The 16,400-nt window shown below is 68.2% G+C and carries 13 protein-coding genes and 1 tRNA gene; 1 reads left to right on the top strand and 13 read right to left on the bottom strand.

All coding sequences use genetic code 11. From position 1 onward, the window contains the following. Positions 1-9: 9 nt before the first annotated feature. The 13 genes from AC07U1_RS19595 to AC07U1_RS19535 form a co-directional block, all read right to left on the bottom strand. Positions 10-663, bottom strand: a complete 654-nt coding sequence (locus AC07U1_RS19595) for an SH2 domain-containing protein (protein WP_056350620.1) — start codon at positions 661-663, stop codon at positions 10-12. Continuing rightward, positions 660-4,178 (bottom strand): eCIS core domain-containing protein, encoded by a 3,519-nt coding sequence (locus tag AC07U1_RS19590; RefSeq protein ID WP_495177815.1) that lies wholly within the window; start codon positions 4,176-4,178, stop codon positions 660-662. Before AC07U1_RS19590 ends, AC07U1_RS19595 begins: the two co-directional genes overlap by 4 nt. Next, positions 4,175-4,429 carry a hypothetical protein gene (locus AC07U1_RS19585; protein ID WP_495177816.1) on the bottom strand — a complete coding sequence of 85 codons (255 nt, stop codon included), beginning with the start codon at positions 4,427-4,429 and terminating at the stop codon, positions 4,175-4,177. The genes AC07U1_RS19590 and AC07U1_RS19585 overlap by 4 nt, the downstream gene beginning before the upstream one ends. Further along, positions 4,426-6,318 carry an ATP-binding protein gene (locus tag AC07U1_RS19580; RefSeq protein WP_495177817.1) on the bottom strand — a complete coding sequence of 631 codons (1,893 nt, stop codon included), beginning with the start codon at positions 6,316-6,318 and terminating at the stop codon, positions 4,426-4,428. The genes AC07U1_RS19585 and AC07U1_RS19580 overlap by 4 nt, the downstream gene beginning before the upstream one ends. After that, positions 6,315-7,592 (bottom strand): Pvc16 family protein, encoded by a 1,278-nt coding sequence (locus tag AC07U1_RS19575; RefSeq protein ID WP_495177818.1) that lies wholly within the window; start codon positions 7,590-7,592, stop codon positions 6,315-6,317. Before AC07U1_RS19575 ends, AC07U1_RS19580 begins: the two co-directional genes overlap by 4 nt. After that, a complete protein-coding gene (locus AC07U1_RS19570; protein ID WP_495177819.1) occupies positions 7,589-8,512 on the bottom strand; it encodes a hypothetical protein in 924 nt (307 codons plus the stop codon). The genes AC07U1_RS19575 and AC07U1_RS19570 overlap by 4 nt, the downstream gene beginning before the upstream one ends. Next, positions 8,509-9,192 carry a hypothetical protein gene (locus tag AC07U1_RS19565; protein ID WP_495177820.1) on the bottom strand — a complete coding sequence of 228 codons (684 nt, stop codon included), beginning with the start codon at positions 9,190-9,192 and terminating at the stop codon, positions 8,509-8,511. Before AC07U1_RS19565 ends, AC07U1_RS19570 begins: the two co-directional genes overlap by 4 nt. Positions 9,193-9,195: 3 nt before the next feature. Then, positions 9,196-9,729: a phage tail protein gene (locus AC07U1_RS19560; RefSeq protein ID WP_056350605.1), complete on the bottom strand. Its 534-nt coding sequence runs from the start codon at positions 9,727-9,729 to the stop codon at positions 9,196-9,198. Positions 9,730-9,748: 19 nt separating this feature from the next. Further along, positions 9,749-11,335, bottom strand: coding sequence for a phage tail sheath family protein (locus tag AC07U1_RS19555; protein WP_495177821.1), 1,587 nt, complete (start codon positions 11,333-11,335; stop codon positions 9,749-9,751). A 54-nt stretch (positions 11,336-11,389) separates the two neighbouring features. After that, entirely contained in the window at positions 11,390-11,770 is a 381-nt protein-coding gene (locus AC07U1_RS19550) for a hypothetical protein (RefSeq protein WP_495177822.1), read from the bottom strand. Positions 11,771-12,037: 267 nt separating this feature from the next. Continuing rightward, positions 12,038-13,861 (bottom strand): DUF885 domain-containing protein, encoded by a 1,824-nt coding sequence (locus AC07U1_RS19545; RefSeq protein WP_495177823.1) that lies wholly within the window; start codon positions 13,859-13,861, stop codon positions 12,038-12,040. Between the two features lie 257 nt (positions 13,862-14,118). Beyond that, positions 14,119-14,697: a PilZ domain-containing protein gene (locus AC07U1_RS19540; RefSeq protein WP_495177824.1), complete on the bottom strand. Its 579-nt coding sequence runs from the start codon at positions 14,695-14,697 to the stop codon at positions 14,119-14,121. Between the two features lie 357 nt (positions 14,698-15,054). Then, a tRNA-Leu gene (locus AC07U1_RS19535) sits at positions 15,055-15,139 on the bottom strand. A 102-nt stretch (positions 15,140-15,241) separates the two neighbouring features. On the opposite strand from AC07U1_RS19535, the gene AC07U1_RS19530 reads away from it, so the two are divergent. Next, a complete protein-coding gene (locus tag AC07U1_RS19530; protein ID WP_495177825.1) occupies positions 15,242-16,339 on the top strand; it encodes an AI-2E family transporter in 1,098 nt (365 codons plus the stop codon). Positions 16,340-16,400: the final 61 nt, after the last annotated feature.

Below are 16,400 nucleotides of genomic sequence, written 5' to 3'. Positions count from 1 at the left end.
TGCGGCCTTTCAGAACAGTTTCACATCGCCGCCGAGCATCGCGCCGACATTGTCGACGCTGGCGACGGTCGCGAGCACCTCCTTGACCACCTGGTGCGCCATGAACGCCCAGAAGCCGGGGTGGGTGACCGCGAGATCATTGTAGGTGAGCACCTTCATCGACACGGCGACGTCGGCGCGGATCGGATTGAGGTCGGGATCGTGCATCGTCTCGGTGATCGACAGGCTTTCGATCTTCACCGGCACGACGCGTTTCCAGCCGTAGATGAACAGGGTGAGCGGGGCGACCGGCGGGATCACCTCCATCGTGCCGACCTGCAGCAATATCTGGTTGGCGGCGACGAGCAGCGACTTGGGATAGACCAGCATTTCCATCGCCGCGAGATAGCCGGTGATTCCGGCGCCGAGCGGCCCGGCGTCGCCGCGTTCCATCTGGTCGATCAGGTCGAGGCTGAGGTTGGCGCTGATCGTTTCGGTCGGCGGCCCGGCGAGCCGCAATGCCTCGGCCCGCCCGCCCCCGGCCTCCGAATATTGCGGCGTCAGGCTGCGTGAAATCTGTTCGGGATTATATTGGAAGATCGCGACCGAGGCGAGCGGGTTGAACAGGTCGAGCCCGACGATGGCGCCTTTGATCGTTTTGGGGGAGCCGGGGAAGTTGGTCATTTCCCGCTCCCCCGGATCGGGAAGGCCGCGCTGTGCTTGGGCCCGCGATTGGGGCTCCAGTTATAGGGATCCTGACCCGGCAAGGTGATGACGAACGTGCCTTCGCTCTTTTTCAGTTCGGCATCGTCGGGGAAGTAGAAATAGGCGAGCTTGCCGCCGCCTTCGGCGGGGCCGAGGTTGACGACGCGGATCGTACAGGGCTGGTCGCGGATGATGCGGTCGCCGAGGTTGATCGTGATGCGGACCTTCACATTTTCATTGTTGTAGGCGCGCTGCCAGTTGATCCCCGATTCGATGAAGCCCGAACCGACCTTGGGATCGCCGGTGACGACGGTGCCGCCCTTGACCGAGCTGGTGCCCGCGGGCGGCGACGCGCCGCCCTTGCTCTCGGCCTCGCCGCCGCCGCCCGCGATGCCGGGGGTGCCGGTCGATCCGCTTTGCCCGCTGTCCTTGGCCGGCGTCTCGCCGCCCTGCTCTTCGCCCTTGCTACCGCCGCCATCGGCGGCATCGCCCTCCTGTGCCGCCGGTCCGCCGCCGTCGCCGCTGCCGCCGCCTTCGCCTTCACCGTCGGACTCGTCGCCGGCGCCCGTCTTGCACTGATAGTCCTTCAGCTCGACGTCCTCGGCCACCATCTTGTCGATGTCGCACAGCATCGGCTGGATCGGCGCGGGCAAGATCTCCTTGAGTTTTGCCAGGATCTTCTGCGCCAGCACGGTCGGCAGCTTGCGCACCGTGTCGACCGCGAGGATCGCCTTGGCCATGACCTGGCGCGCGGGGCAGCTCTTCATCATCCGCTGGACGAGCCAGTCGAGCGGCGAGTAGCCGAATTTCGACGCGACATAGTCGGCCAGCGACAGGATGCAGGTCACTATCGCGCCGACCCCCGCAGCCCCAAGCCCGGCAAGGCAGAATCCAAGGCGGACGACCTTGATCGCCTCGACCACCGCGCCGGTGATGCTGGCGATCATCTTGGCACCGCTGACGATCTCGTCGAGTTCGTCCTTGAACGGCTTGATGATCGCGCCGAACTCGGTCTCGATCGTCGCGAAGATATCGTCCTTGATCTGGGTGATGAATTTTTCGGCTTCGGCGGCCTGGGCCAGAAGATCCTCGAGCCCGCCTTCGACCTTGGACTTGATGAAATTGACGAAGCCGCTTTCGATGCATTTGACGACGGCGGAGGTCGTCTTGGCGATCACGATCTTGCCGATCGTCATGAAGACCGCCTTGGCGACCCGCATCGCGGCCTGCGCCGCGGGCGAGCTGTTCGACGTCTTGAACGGCGCGCCCTTGAAGGTCGCGTGGAACTTCGCCTTGACCTTTTCATAGGCCTGCGCCGCCTTGATGAACACGCCGCCGAGCGTCTTGCGCAGGATGCCGAAGATCCGCGCGACGTCGCCTACCGGGGTTTCCCCGGCCCAGAACATCATCTTTTCGAGCAGGTCGCGGCCCGCGACCATGGCGTCCGAATCCTTGGGTTTGGGACGTTCGACGCCGAGCGACTTTTTCATCCAGTCGATCGATTCGATCGCGCGACCCTGGAAGCGGATCTTTTCGCGGACGTCCTTTTTGAAATCCTTGTCGAGTTGGGTCTTGAGGCTGACGCCCTTGCCGCTCCCCGCCGTGCCGCGGCGCAGATTGTTCCAGTTTTCGAGGTTGAAATGGTCGGTCTTGGGGACCGGAGTCTTGCGCTGGACGCGAACGGGCGCGGCCGAGCGGGCGAGCGGGCGGCGATGGGCCTTGGGCAGCGGGCGCTTGCACGCAGCCTTGCGGCTCGACGGCGGGGCGGTCAGGCAGCCGATGATCTTGTCGATCTTGGCCTTGGCCGATTTCACGCCATGCTTCTTCGCCTCGGGCGTCTTCATCGCGGCGGCGAGGCTGGCGGGTTCGGGGGCGAGGAAATAGGTCCAGATGCCGCTGTTGATCGGGTCCTTGGCGATCGACCAGCGGCCCTTGATTCCCGGCGGCGAAAAATCGTTGAGCGGCCCCATGTGCAGCCGGATATTGTTGACCGGCCAGTCGCCGCCCGTCTGGTTCGGATCCCATTTGCCCGGGATGTTCGGCATCAGCGTCTGCGGCATCAATTTCGGATTGCCAAACTGGTAGATGCTGGCGCCGCCAGCCGCGCGCGCCTTGTCGCGCACCAGCGTCATGCCGTCGAAATAGCTGTTGATCTGTTCGACGCCCTTGGCGCGCGCCGATTCATTGTGACCGGGCTTCATGTCGGCAAGCTGGATGCCCGAGATGCTGCCGACCGGCGCGCCGGCGGCCAGCGTCGGCGCCCGCCCGCTGCCCGTCGAGGCCCCCGCGACCGCCGCTCCCTTCGCGGCGAAGGCGCAGCTCGACGTTGTGGTGGCATCGAAGACTTTCAGGCCCGCCGCCGCTTTCGGTGCGGTCGGCGGTTCGGTCTTGCCGCAATCGAGTTCGACGCCGGGGACGGTGCCCTGATCGGAGCGATAGAGGTCGGCAAAGCCGCAGAGTCCGCAACCCGCGCCATCGGCCTTAGCGTTGGGCATCATGACCTCGGTCAGGATATTCGAGCCGCTGTTGGCCTTGGCGAGCGCGGTGACCGCGGCATGATGCTTGCCGGTGTTGGTCATCAGCGCCGACACCGGCTCTGCCGCGCCGGGCAGCGTGAATTCGGCGGGGAGCCAGAAGGGCACGCTGGCGCGGCGGACGCGCGGGTGCGCGGCGCTGGCGGGACGGCGGGCCACGCCCGGTCCGACCGGCCCCGGCGCGGTCTGTTGCATCACATGCGCGAGTTCATGCGCCATCGTGAAGCTGGGCGCGGCGCTTTCGCCGGCGCCGAGCCAGACATGGTTCTTGTAGGTGAAGGCACGCGCCGAGATGCTGGCGTTTTTCGCCGACGCGTCGCCGCCGCTGTGGACACGCACGTCGCCGAGGTCGCGGCCCATGCGGCTTTCGAAAAAGCTCCGCGTCGCGGCGGGCAGTTCGCTGCCGCCGCTGGTCAATTGGGTATCCGACGCCGCGATGGTTTCGTCGCCGCCGTCGCGGCGGGCCCGGACCTTGCCCGCCTTTTCCTCCTCGGGATCGGCGAAGCGGCGGGCGCGGGGTTCTTCGGACGAGGAGGAACAGGCGCCGCACGCCCGCTGCACCGCGCCGCCGGTCGTCGAGGCGTCGACCGGCGCGGCATCGGGATCGCGCATTGCCATCACCTGCGCGGCGATGCCGTCGGCTTCCTGTTCGTAGCGGTCGCCGACGGGGCCGACTTCGAGCCGCGGCTGGACGCCGCTTTCCTGCTCTTCGCTGTCGCAGGCGGCGCATTTGCGCTGGACCGAGGCGGCGCTCGCCGCCGCATTGGCGCGGCGCTGAAGACCGGGTTCCTTGTCCTCGGTCTCGCAAGCGTCGCACTCGCGCTGCACCGCGGGGATGGCGGCGAGCGAGGCGATCGGCGGGGCGGCGTAGCGGGCTTGCGGCGCCGCGGCGCGCATCACCGGAGGGGCCGCTTTCGGCGCAGAATGGGCCTTCGCGGCGACGGCGTGGGCGGTGCTCATCGCCCTGCCCCCGCCAATTGGCCGCCGATCGCGCGTCCCGCCGCATGGCCGAGCGCGGCAGGACCGTGCACCGGCGCGATGGTCAGCGACAGGCGCGAACGGTCGCCGGTCAGCGTCGCCAGATCGGCGCCGGCGAGCCGCGCCTCGACCGCCGCGACGAGCGCGCGGCGCACCGCTGCGGCATCGCCGGGCGCGACGCCGACCAGCGTCAGCCGGTCGATCGTCAGGCGGATGCGCTGCGGCGCGGTCACAACAGCCACCCCTTGAGCTCGGCGCTGGTCAGCGAGCGACCGCTCTTTTCATATTCGAGCCGCGCGGCGGACAGGATATGCGCCATGCCGACATCGTGGCCGCGATCGGCGGCGGCGAAGGCGGCGCCCATCGCGACGTTGCGGATCGAGCCCCCCGACAGGTTGAGCTGCGACAGCCGGTCGAAATCGAGCGCGGCGCGCGGGGTCGATTGGGGAAAGATACGCTGCCAGATTTCGGCGCGCTCGGTCTGCCCCGGAAAATCGAAATCGATGATGAAACGCAGGCGGCGCAGGAAGGCGCTGTCGATGTTCGAGCGGAAGTTCGTCGTCAGGATCGACAGCCCGCGATATTCCTCGATCCGCTGGAGCAGATAGCTGACCTCGATATTGGCGTGACGGTCGCGGCTTTCATTGATCTCGCCGCGCTTGCCGAACAGCGCGTCGGCCTCGTCGAACTGGAGGATCGCGGCCCCCTCCTCGGCGGCGTCGAACAGGCGGCGGAGGTTCTTCTCGGTCTCGCCGATCCATTTCGACATCATCGACGACAGGTCGATACGATAGACGTCGAGCCCGAGTTCGGCGCCGAGGATTTCGCCCGCGAGCGTCTTGCCGGCGCCCGACGGCCCGGAGAAGAGCACGCTGATGCCCAGCCCGCGCCCGGCGCTGCGTTTGGCGAAGCCCCAGCTTTCGTAAACGGTCGGGCGGTTGCGGACCTGCGCGATGATCGCCTTCAGCACGTCCTTTTGCGCCGGCGGCAGGACGAGGTCGTTCCACTTCGCCTCGCTGTCGATGCGGCGCGCGAGGTCCTCCATGCGCGGGCGCGCGAACCGCCGCGCGGCATCCCAGGCGATATCCTCGATCTTGGGCGCGCCCTTCTTCGGCTTCGCCGCCGGGTTCGGCGCGAGCACCGCGAGTTCGGCGGCGACGCTCTCGGCGAGTTCGGGCGACACCGGGAAATGGCCCGCCAGCCGCTCGATGGTCCCGTTGAGCTTCTTCGCATAGGGACCAAGCCGGTCGCGCCACAGCGGCACTTGTTCCTGCGCGGTGAGCCGCGGCATGTCGAGCCGCACGGTCGGCGCCTGACCCAAGGCCAGCGCATCGGGCGAACCGACAATCAGCGGCTGCTGGACCAGCGAGGCGAAGAGCGCGAGCGATGCGGGGTCGCTCAGCCGGTCGGCATCGACGAACAGCGCGCCGCCGGTCAGCGTCAGGTCGCGGCGCCACAATTGCGCGAGCCGCGCGATATCGGCGGGCGCGCCGGGCAGGACCGCGGCGCCGATGGCGTAGAGCGGCCGCTTCGCCGCCTTGAGCGCCGCGGCGGCGGCCTGTTCCTTGCCGAGCGGGTCGGCGCCGCAGAGTTGCAGCGTCATGTCGGGTTCGCCGACGATGCGCAGCGCGACGGCATCGGCGAGGCGCTGGCGCGATGGCGACAGGGTTGCGGGCGGATCGACGCGGCGCGCCTGCAGCGCCAGTTCCTCGGTCAGCGACGGCGCGTCGACGAGCGCGAGCAGCAGCGCCTCGGCCAGCGAAAAGGGTGTCGCCCCCAGCCCTTCGCGGCTGTCGATGCGAATGAGGCCGAAACCGCGCAGCGGTGCATCGGCGCCGAGCGCCGACCAGTTCGCGCCGGGCAGTTTGACCAGCGCCAGCCCAAGCGACGGCACGGTGCGGCCCGGATCGCCGTGCAGCGCCGCGATCTTGTCGCCCGCGACCGGATCGAGCGCGGCCCAGGCCCCGAGCAGCAACAGGTTGCGCCCGAAGGCGTCGAGTCCGAAGCGTTCGGCGATGACATCGGCGCGGGTGCGCGGCGCCGCCGCCTTGCCGCCGTCGAGCCAGCCTGCCACTGCGGCAAAGGCATCGGCGAGCGGCCGCAATTTCGCCGTTCCCGTCATGACAGGTCGACCAGCGGGCCGATGATGCGGCCGAAGTTGGGTTGCTGGGGATCGGTGCCGACCTCGGGCTGCGAGGCGAAACCGTCGACATCGACGCGGGCGAGATAATCCCCGGCGACGAGGTCGGTGAAGGCGAAGTCTAGCTGGCTCGCGGGGAAGGCCGCGGGCGCGACCACCTCGATCGCGGCGTTGCCGAGCTGGCCGGGGCCGAAGGCGTTGAGCAGCAGGGTCGCCGACTGGCCGGCGCGCAGCGGCGGATCGATGTTGACGGTAACGGTCCCCGAGCGCAGTCCGGCGGCGCTGCCCGGCCCGGTCGCCGCGGCGACCTGGGTCATCACCGGCAGGATCGCGAAGGCAACGACGTTCGACCCGCGCCGCAGCCGTTCGGGCATCGCGGGATCGACCGGCGCGGCGACCACCTCAAGCTGATGCGCGCCCGCCCTGGGCACCACGCCGCCGAACAATGCGGCGTCGAGCGGCAGCGCGAGCGCGTCGCCCGAGATCCCATCCTCATCGAGCGCCAACGGCTGGCCGTCGATGCGCAGGCTGTTGCCAAAGCGCGCGATGCCGGTGCCGGTGAGGTGCAGCGTGCCGCCCCATGGCGCGGGGCCGGTCTGGCCCTCCGATGGCCCGATGCTGCGGATCTGCAGCGGCCCCATCGGCGCCGCGAAGATTTCGGGGGTCGCGACCGGGGTCGGCGGACCCGGATCGTCCTGCGTCTCGATCGCGACGTTGCGCACGACATAGGTCGCCGACAGCGCATAGGGCACCTGGAAGAAGACCGACCACAGCTTCGACCAGTCCTCGAGCGAGGGCTGTTCGGGTTCGAGGCCGATCGCCCGCCCCTCGGCGGCGAGATCGGCGGCGGCCAATATCGTCTGGTTCGCGGCATCGGCGCTCGCCGCCTCCATCGCGGCGACCGACAGGCCCGGCGCATGCTCCAGCGCGAGCGCGGCGGCGCCGTACAGCCGTTCGGGCTCGAACTTGGCGGCATCGCCATAGAAGCTGAGCACATAATGAAGGTCGAGATGGACGCGGGCGCGCGCGCGCTGATTGCCGCCGCCGTCGCGCGACGGGAAATGGTCGTTGCGATGCTGGGTGTTGGGCAGGACACGGAAGAGGAAGAGGTTGATCAGCGGGCTGCCGTCCTCGGCGAGCTTCGCGGTCGGCGCCCCGACGCGCACATCGGCCTGCCCGACCGCCTGGTTCGCCGCATCCTGCAGCACATGTTCGAGCGTCGCGGTGACCACGGCGAGGGCGCGAAAATTGCTCATCGCCCCCTCCCCTGCGCGAGGAAGGCGTCGAGCGAGGTCGATGTCGGTGCGGGCGGCGCGGCGGGCGCGGCGGCAAGCGGCGCAGCGCGAACCTCGACGCTGCCGATATGGATTTCGACCACCGGCGGTGCGGCGGCGGGCGCCGGCGGCGCGGCGTGCTGGAAAGCGGGGGTAGCCGGGGCGCGCTCGGCGGGGCGGCTCGCCTCGATCGGGACGATGCTTGTCGCGAGGTCGCTCGCGGCGGGGAGTTCCGGCGCCGCGAAGGGAGGCGGCCCCGGTTCGATGGCGCGTGCCGGTGCGGCGACCGGCACCGGCGGGACCGGGGCCACGATCGATGGAGCGTCCGCCGCATCGACGCGGGCGGACTCCGCGGCTTCGGCGACGATGCGCGGCGAAGCGGATTGCGGTGCGGGGGGCGTTGCCGCCGTGCTGGCGATACGCACCGCGACGAGCGGGCTTGCCCGCTCGCCGGGCAATGGAGCGGTTTCGACCGGGGGGACGGCCCCGACCGCGACCGGGCGCGGCGCATCGGCGGGCGCGGGCGACGGGCCGGATGCATGAGGTGCGAGCGCGGCGCGGCGCTGCACCGCTGCCGCAGGGGCCGGCGTGGTGATCGGCGCCGCCGGAATGGCAGCTGGCGACGCGGCGGCGGGCATCGATGCGGGCGTCAGCGGCACGGATTCGGCGGCCATCGCTGCGGGAGGGACAGACGCGGGCGCGGGCGCGGCCCTGGGTGCGATCGACTGGATGCCTGCGGGGGATGGCGGCGGCGGCGGCACCGGCGCCCCATGTGGCGCGGGCGCGGGTTGCGGCACGCCCAACTCCTCGGGCAGCGGTTCGAAACGCGTCGGGATGCGCGGCGCCGCGACGGGCATTTCGCCAGTGGCGCGCGCCGCCATGCGGGCGAGCAGGCCGGTCATGCGCGCACCCGCGACAGGTAAAAGCTGCGCCGCGACGCGGTCAGCGCCAGGATGTCGCGTTCGGACCAGTGAAAGGCGTGCGCGAGGTCGGCGACGTCGTCGAGCAATCGCGGCACCCGCAGCAGCAGTTCGTCCCAGAAAAAGGCGGCGATATCGAAGGCCAGCGCCTGTTCGCCGCCGCACGCCGGGCAGGCGACCGCGATGTCGAGTTCGGTATCGGGGTCGAGATTGGCAAGAATGGCGTCGAGGCGGTCGTCGTCGATCTTGTCGCCATCGGGTGCGACGCGGCTGCGCAGGATTTGCCGCGCCGCCTCGGCATTGCCCCCCTGCTCGCATGCCGCGAGGTCGCCGGCGCTGATCGCGCGGACCGCGACATCATCGACCGTCGCGACAAGGGCGCCCGCGTCCGCCGCGGCGTCGCGCCCGAGATCGGCGGCGGTGAGCGCGAACTCCATCGTCTCAGCGCAATGGGTGCAGGCCTGCGCGACCTCCATCCGCGGCCCGAACTGCGCGGCGCGCAGGGCGAACAGCGCCCGGTCGCGCCCCCCGACGGGCAGCGCTTCGGCCGCATCGCGGGGCCAGCCTCCGGCGGCGAGCAACAACAGCCCGCGGCCGGCGGGTCCCAGCGACGCGCCGCTTTCGCTGATCTCGATCAGCTCCAGGGCGGTGAACCGGCGCATCGGTTACAACGTCGGTTCGGTGAAGCTCGGCTCGGCGGGCTCGGCGACGTCATAGTCGCGTTCCCAGCCCTCATTCTCCAGCTTGAGCGTCTGGATCGCGACCGCGCTCGCCGAGGCGTCAAGGTCGGGGAAAGCCACGAATTCCGACGGCCAGCAGCGGAACAGCCGGTAGGCGAGCGCGAGTTGCCCCGCCTCGTTGTAGATTTCGAGGACGAGGTCCTTGCGGAAATCCTTGAGCGAGACCTCGGCGCCGAGACCCGAGCCGAAGTTCCACACCTTGTTCGCCCATTGCTCGAACGTCGTGTCGTGGGTGACCCCGCGTTCGAGCGTCACCGCTTCATATTCGGTCTGCCCCGGCGACTTGCGCGAGGTCGACGGGTCGCCGCCTTCGCGGAACTTGACGACTTCGGTGCTGCGCTTGAGCGCGCTCATCTTGCTGAGGCCCGCAAGATAAGCGCCGTCGGGCAGGCGCAGGCGGAACTTGTAGGTCTTGTAAGGGTCGCGCCGCTCGGCGTTGACGCTGAAAGGTGGTGCCATGATCGCTCTCCCCTATGGGTCAGGCCGCGTTGCGGATCTGCTGGATGGAAATGACGACGAATTCGGCCGGCAGCAGCGGCGCGAAGCCGACGACGATGTTGACGATGCCCTGGTTGCGATCGTCCTGCGTCGTCGTGCTGCCGTCGCATTTGACGAAATAGGCGTCGCGCGGGCTGGTGCCCTGGAACGCGCCCTGCTTGAACAGGCGCTGCATGAAGGTGCCGACCGACAGACGGATCTGCGCCCAGAGCGGTTCGTCGTTGCCCTCGAACACCACCCATTGGGTGCCGCGATACAGGCTTTCCTCGATGAACAAAGCGAGGCGGCGGACCGCGAGATATTTATAGTCGTCGGAGAGCTGGTCGGACCCGCGTAGCGTGCGTGCGCCCCACACCGTCAGCCCGGTGCCGGGAAAGCTGCGCAGGCAATTGACCCCGATCGGGTTGAGCAGGCCGTTCTCTTCGTCGGTCAGCTTGACCGACAGCCCCTCGACCCCCGCCAGCGTCGCCGACATGCCGGCGGGCGATTTCCAGACGCCGCGGTTGGTATCCGTGCGGGCGATGATTCCCGCCACCGCGCCGCACGGGACGAAGCTGTCGATCTGGCCGCCGCGCTTGGGATCGCGGCGCAGGATCCGCGGAAAATAGAGCGCGGCATTGTCGGCGAAGGAGAGCGAGAGCACCGAGGTCGCGCCGTCGAGTTGCTTCGTCTTGACCAGCCCTGCCGCCTCGTCGGGTTTGTCGTCCCAGTCGGCGGGCGGATCGACGATGAGGACCGCGCGCTCTTCCTTGCAGAATTGCGCCGCTTTCTCGTTCACCGTGCGCGGCAAGGTGCCGTCGCGCTCGTCGGGCGGGATGCAGAGCAGGTTGAAGATGTCGGCTTTCTTCAGCGCATAGATGCCGGTCTTGGTCGCAGCGTCGCCGATATAGTCGGTATCGAGCAACGCCGCGCCGTCGTTGCCGTCGGCGCCGGCGCCGGTCGCATTGTTCGACGGCCGGTTGCCGAGCTTCGGGGTGCCGTCGATGTTGAGCTGGCACTGGACGAGGCTCGATTCGGCGGCGAGCACGCGGTCGAAACGGCGCGCGCCGCCGGTGGCCTTGACGGTGAGGTTGCGGAAGATTTCGACCGCGCCGGTCGTCTTGTCCTCGATGCGGATGTCGAACAGGTCGGCGACGTCGAGGCCATATTTGACGGCGGCGGCCGCCGCACCGACCGGGTCGGCGATGTCGGGGTGGGTCGCGGTGCCCGCCAGCGCATTGCCCCAGCTTCCCGGGCTTGCGGCGCGCAGCGCCAGCGCGCCGATTTCGAGCAATGCGATGCCGTCGTCATCGGGGGCGTTGGGCTTGAACAGGCGGACGATCTCGGCCTGTCCGCCGCCGTTTCCGTAGAAATCGTCGACGGCATAAGACATCGGCCCGCTCGCCCACAGGCCGCCGAAGCGGCGGGTGAAGTCGCCATAGTTGAAACAGGTCAGCGGCTGGTTCACCGGACCGCGCAGCGCGCGCCCGACAAAGGCCGCGATCGAGGTCGCGACGCCGCTGACGGTGCGCACTCCCGATGGCAATTCCTGGATATAGACACCGGGATAGGTCACGGACACGGGCATGGCAGCACTCCCTTTTCGCCAGTCGGATGGCGGCCCCTCACGGGACCGAACTAGTCAGTCGAGCTTGAAGCCCATCAGGATGGTGATCTCGGCGGCGTCGGTCGCCGAACTGTTGCGGAGGCTGAGCGTCTGGAGATCGCCCGCGAACAGCGCGATCGCCTCGCCATAAAGGATCAGCGGGCCGGTGAGTTTGGTGCGCGTCGCGCTGTCGGCCTTCACATCGACCGAGCCGTCGTTGAGCGACGAGGTCATGATGAAGAAGGCGAGTTTTTCGATATCGTCGATCTGCAGCGCGAGATCGCGGTCGGCGGGCATCGCCTTGACGAGGGTCACCGCAGCGCTGGTGATCGCGTCGATCTCGGCGCTGCCGCTGTTGTTGACGCCGGCACCGGAGGGCGCGCCCCCGCTGAACGACCATGAGAATTTCTGGGACATAACTGCACAACCTCCCTTTGCCGAAACGCAAGCGACGAAGTTTGTGCGACCAAAGCTTTTTTGATTGAGCCTCAGGCTACCATGGGTCGGCCCGGACTCTATTGGACGAATACGCCAAGAGCGATGAACCGTTCGCGTGGAGCGACGGTTCGGCAAATAAGGCGCGTCATCAGTATTTTGGGCAGTCAGGCAATCATATGTCGACCCGGGGACACTGTGCCCCGGATCTTAAACAAAGCTGACCGCATATAGTTAACCGAAGATGTTCTATGCTTTGGCGGGACTCGCGATCCAGCGGTCGACCTGCGCCTCGAGGACCGGCAACGGCACCGACCCGCGGCCCAGCACGATCTCGTGGAACAGCTTCTGATCATAGCGGTCGCCGAGCGCCGCCTTCGCCTTTTCGCGCAGCGCGAGGATGCGCTGCATGCCGACCTTGTACGAGGTCGCCTGCCCCGGCATCACGAAATAGCGGCGGATTTCGGAGCGGATCTTGGCCGTAGGCTGCGGCGAATTGGCGCTGTAATAAGTGAATGCCTGTTCCTCGCTCCACCCCTTGGCATGGATGCCGGTGTCGACCACCAGGCGGATCGCGCGCCAGATCTCGCGCCCCAGCCGCCCGAAATCGCTGTAGGGATCGGTGTAGAAGCCCATCTCCTTCGCCAGCCGCTCCACGTAAAGGGCCCAGCCCTCGCCATAGGCGCCGTAGAAATAATTGTTCCGGAACTGCGGCGTGCCGGTCATTTCCTGCGCAAGCGCGATCTGCATATGATGACCGGGCAGGCCTTCATGATAGGTCGTGCCCTCGATCTCGTAGATCGGGGTCGCGCGCGTGTCGGCGAGGTGGACATAATAGATGCCCGGGCGCGAGCCATCGAGCGCGGCGGGCGAATAATGCGCCGCCCCGCCCGGCTCCTCGCGAAACGCCTCGACGCGCTTGACGATCAGGTCGGCCTTGGGCAGCCGCCCGAACTGTTCGGGCAGCCGCGCGCGCATGCCGTCGAGATAGTCGCCCGCCAGCTTGAGATAGGCGGCGCGGCCGGCATCGTCGTTGGCGACGTAGAAACGGTCGTCGCTGCGCAGGAAGACAAAGAAGTCCTCGAGCTTGCCCTCATAGCCGATCTTCGCCTTCAGCGCCTCCATCTCGGCGCGGATGCGCGCAACTTCGGCGAGACCGAGGTCGTGGATTTCGTCGGCGGTCATGCCGGTCGTGGTCTGGAGCCGCAGCATCGCATCATAAAAGGCCGCGCCATCGGGCAGCGCCCCTGCGCCGCGCGGTTCGGCGCCGGCCTTCGCGCGGTCTTCGGCAAGCCAGCCGGCGATGCGGTCATAGGCGGGCTTGAGCGAGCCGGTCATCGCCTGGGCGATGCGCGCGGTGAAGGCGTCGGCAGCGGCCGCGTCGATCTTCCCGGCGGTGACAAGGCCCGCCGCCTTTTCTTTGGCATCGGCAAACAGCGCAGCGTCTTCGCCCTTTCCGAATGGCGCGCCGGTGGTGAGCCGCCCGATCAGTTCGATCGACTGGTCATAGGCGAAGCCGGGCATGCGAATGCCCTTGACCGCCGCCGCCTGCGCGCGGCCGAGGTAGATGTCGAGCGTCGGGCCGAGCGCGGTGACGCGCGCCACATAGGCCTCCATGTCCGCAGGCGTGTCGACCCGGTGCTGGTTGATCAGGAAATTGGGCAGGCCGGTGTGCGGCCCGTTGCGGTCGAAGATATAGCCATGGTCGCGCCATTTGGTCGACGCCTCGGCGCGTTCGAGTTCGAGCGCCCACATGTCATAGGACACGCGCGCATCCTCGCCGAGCTGCGCGCGGTCGAACTGCTTCTTCATCGCGGCGACGCTGCCGCGTCGCCATGCGAGCCGTGCCGCCGCCGCCGCGTCGCTGGGGTCGGTGAAGCGGTCCTGCTGTTCCTTGCGGCCGAGTTGGGTCAACTGCTCGGGATCGAGCGCGATTTCGGCCTCGAACGCCGCATCGAGGAAGGCAGTGAGCGCCGCGTCGGCGCTGCCAGCGGGCGTCGCCGCGCGCACCGTCGGGGCGGCGAGGATGCTGGCGCCGATGGCCAGCGAGAATTCGCGTCGGGAAAGCTGCATGGGACCCCTTTCGTTTGAAAGGGCTATAGGGGGGATGGCGGGAGAGGCAAAGTGCGGGTTCGAAGTGGGAAACGGCGATTGCCGCTCCTCCCTGTCGCGCAGCGATGGGGAGGTGGCAGCGCGAAGCGCTGACGGAGGGGCTATCACGCGATCGTTGCGGCCCCTCCACCACGCCCTCCGGGCGCGGTCCCCCTCCCCGTGGCTTCGCCACAGGGAGGATTTATATCGCGCTCCCTCCCGCTATCGCCGTCCCACCCTCACGCCTTGAAATGCCGGATACTCTCCAGATCCGCCCGCCCCAGCGGTTCAGTGAGCCACAGCCCGCCGCGGCCGCCGCGCGACCAGCGGACGATCGCCTGACGGCGGATATCGCCGGGCAGCACGAGTTCGAGCGCCTTGCCCACCTCCATCGGGACATCGTGCAGGAAACCGGCGCCGCTTTGCGACAGGTCGGCGAGTTCGATGTCGCTGACCGCGCCGTCGGTTATCAGTTGCGCGCGGGTGTGCACCGGCAGGCGCGGGGCGCGATAGTCGCCCGACTGCTGTTCGGCGGCGAGTTGCCGGAGCACTTCGCTGCCGTCGACCGCCGCGTCGAAGGCGACGCCGCAGCGCCCCTCTTCGCACCAGGCGACGCGGCCCTGGATGACGATGGTTTCGGACAGCGCGATTTCGAGCCGTTCGCCGACCGACACCGGCACCTCGACCGCGAGCATCATGCCGCCGTCGGACATGTTGCGCACGCGCCACAGCCCGGCCGCCGTCGCGGGTGACCTTCGCGATGCGCCACACGGTCCGGAACCGGTCGCCGCCACGGCGATCGGCGTCGGTGTCGCCATCTTGATCTTCCCCGGGGGCAGAGAAGCGGGGTTCGTTCATGCCTTCCTCCTGATTCCAACAGCGCCCAGAAGAGACATTCAAGCTGCTAAAATTCATTCACTTAGCTTATTACCCCACCCTTCCCCGCCGACGCGGCCGCTCCTCAACCCGGCTGGTCCACCGGTCATCGTTAAGGACAACGAAACGCGCCCATCGGGGCTTGGCCATAGAATGCCCTTAGATTATGAATAATTTCCAACGATCGCGCGTTAATTATCGCCAATATTGAAGCATCGGCGCCGAAACGGCGGATCGGGGCCCAATCGGGCGAAGTCCGAACCGTCAGAACCAAAGATACGGTTCGCACGAAACGATTATGGTGCCCCTGGCCGGACTCGAACCAGCACTCCTTGCGGAACTCGATTTTGAGTCGAGCGCGTCTACCAATTTCACCACAGGGGCCCGTGGACGCGGAGCCGTTGCCACAAAAGGACCGTCCGCGTCCAGCGCGAAAGATGACAAGCGGACGGTTGCGCGCTCGAATGCTGCCGATAAGGTGCCACGATGACCGACAAGCCCCCGCCCGCCCGCGCGTCCTCCGCCAAACCCCGCGCCAGGACCGAAGCGGCGGCGCCTTTCAGTCCCGGCCGGATCGCCGGCGCGGCGCTGATCGTCCTCGCGCTGATCGCGGTCGCGTGGCTGCTGATCAGCCTGACGCGATTCTTCATGCTCGTCTTTGCGGCGGTCGTGCTCGGCGCGACCTTCGATGCGATCGCGGGCTGGATCGTCCGCCGCACCGGGATGAAGCGCGGCTTCGCGCTCGCGCTGTCGGTCGCGGGGATCGTCGCGATCTTTGCCGGGGCTTTCATGCTGTTCGGATCGCAGCTCGCCCGCGAGGTCGACACGATCCGCGAACAGATTCCGCAGGCCCTGCGCGGCGTAGAGGCGTTTCTCGACCGCTATGGCCTGGGGCAGCGGGTGCGCGAGCTGGCCGCGGTCGGCAGCGAGGACATCTCGCGCCTCGCCTCGCAGGCCGGGGGCTATGCGCTGGCGGCGGGGAGCGGCATCGCCGATTTCGTGCTGGTGCTCGTCGCGGCGATCTTTCTCGCCGGCGATCCCGCGACCTATCGCCGCGGGCTGTTGCTGCTGATGCCCGCCAGCGCCGAGGAGACCGCATCGCTCGCGCTCAGCGACGCCGCGCGCGGACTGAAAGGCTGGATGGTCGGGCAGGCGGTGTCGTCGCTGGTCGTCGCCGCACTGACCTGGGCCGGGCTGGCGCTGCTCGGTGTGCCGGCGGCGGGCGGGCTCGGGCTGATCGCCGGGCTGCTCGACGTCATCCCGATGGTCGGGCCGATCATCGCGGGCATTCCCGCGGTGCTGCTGGCGTTCACCGTGTCGCCGATGACCGCGCTGTGGACGCTTGTCCTGTTCCTGGTGATCCAGCAACTGCAGGGCAATTTCCTGCAGCCGATGATCCAGAAACAGGCGGTCGACGTGCCGCCCGCGGTGCTGCTGTTCGCGGTGGTCGCGGCGGGCATCCTGTTCGGCTTCCTCGGCGTGCTGCTCGCGGCGCCGCTGACCGTGGTGGTCTATGTGATGGTGCAGCGGGTCTATGTGAAGACGCTGCTGGGCAAGGATATCAAGATCGCCGGGCAGGATTGAACGACCTCGTCATTGCGAGGAGCGAAGCGACGCGGCAATCCAGAGTGTGCGTAAGCCGCTC

Source organism: Sphingopyxis sp. GW821-FHT02C12, assembly GCF_059421785.1.
This window is presented reverse-complemented; position numbering and strand designations above follow the sequence as displayed.

Excerpts from the sequence above, each read along its gene's own strand:
- AC07U1_RS19595 (WP_056350620.1), bottom strand. The coding sequence starts at position 663 with ATGACCAACTTCCCCGGCTCCCCCAAAACGATCAAAGGCGCCATCGTC.
- AC07U1_RS19590 (WP_495177815.1), bottom strand. The coding sequence starts at position 4,178 with ATGAGCACCGCCCACGCCGTCGCCGCGAAGGCCCATTCTGCGCCGAAA.
- AC07U1_RS19580 (WP_495177817.1), bottom strand. The coding sequence starts at position 6,318 with ATGACGGGAACGGCGAAATTGCGGCCGCTCGCCGATGCCTTTGCCGCA.
- AC07U1_RS19575 (WP_495177818.1), bottom strand. The coding sequence starts at position 7,592 with ATGAGCAATTTTCGCGCCCTCGCCGTGGTCACCGCGACGCTCGAACAT.
- AC07U1_RS19570 (WP_495177819.1), bottom strand. The coding sequence starts at position 8,512 with ATGACCGGCCTGCTCGCCCGCATGGCGGCGCGCGCCACTGGCGAAATG.
- AC07U1_RS19565 (WP_495177820.1), bottom strand. The coding sequence starts at position 9,192 with ATGCGCCGGTTCACCGCCCTGGAGCTGATCGAGATCAGCGAAAGCGGC.
- AC07U1_RS19560 (WP_056350605.1), bottom strand. The coding sequence starts at position 9,729 with ATGGCACCACCTTTCAGCGTCAACGCCGAGCGGCGCGACCCTTACAAG.
- AC07U1_RS19555 (WP_495177821.1), bottom strand. The coding sequence starts at position 11,335 with ATGCCCGTGTCCGTGACCTATCCCGGTGTCTATATCCAGGAATTGCCA.
- AC07U1_RS19550 (WP_495177822.1), bottom strand. The coding sequence starts at position 11,770 with ATGTCCCAGAAATTCTCATGGTCGTTCAGCGGGGGCGCGCCCTCCGGT.
- AC07U1_RS19545 (WP_495177823.1), bottom strand. The coding sequence starts at position 13,861 with ATGCAGCTTTCCCGACGCGAATTCTCGCTGGCCATCGGCGCCAGCATC.
- AC07U1_RS19540 (WP_495177824.1), bottom strand. The coding sequence starts at position 14,697 with ATGGCGACACCGACGCCGATCGCCGTGGCGGCGACCGGTTCCGGACCG.
- AC07U1_RS19530 (WP_495177825.1), top strand. The coding sequence starts at position 15,242 with ATGACCGACAAGCCCCCGCCCGCCCGCGCGTCCTCCGCCAAACCCCGC.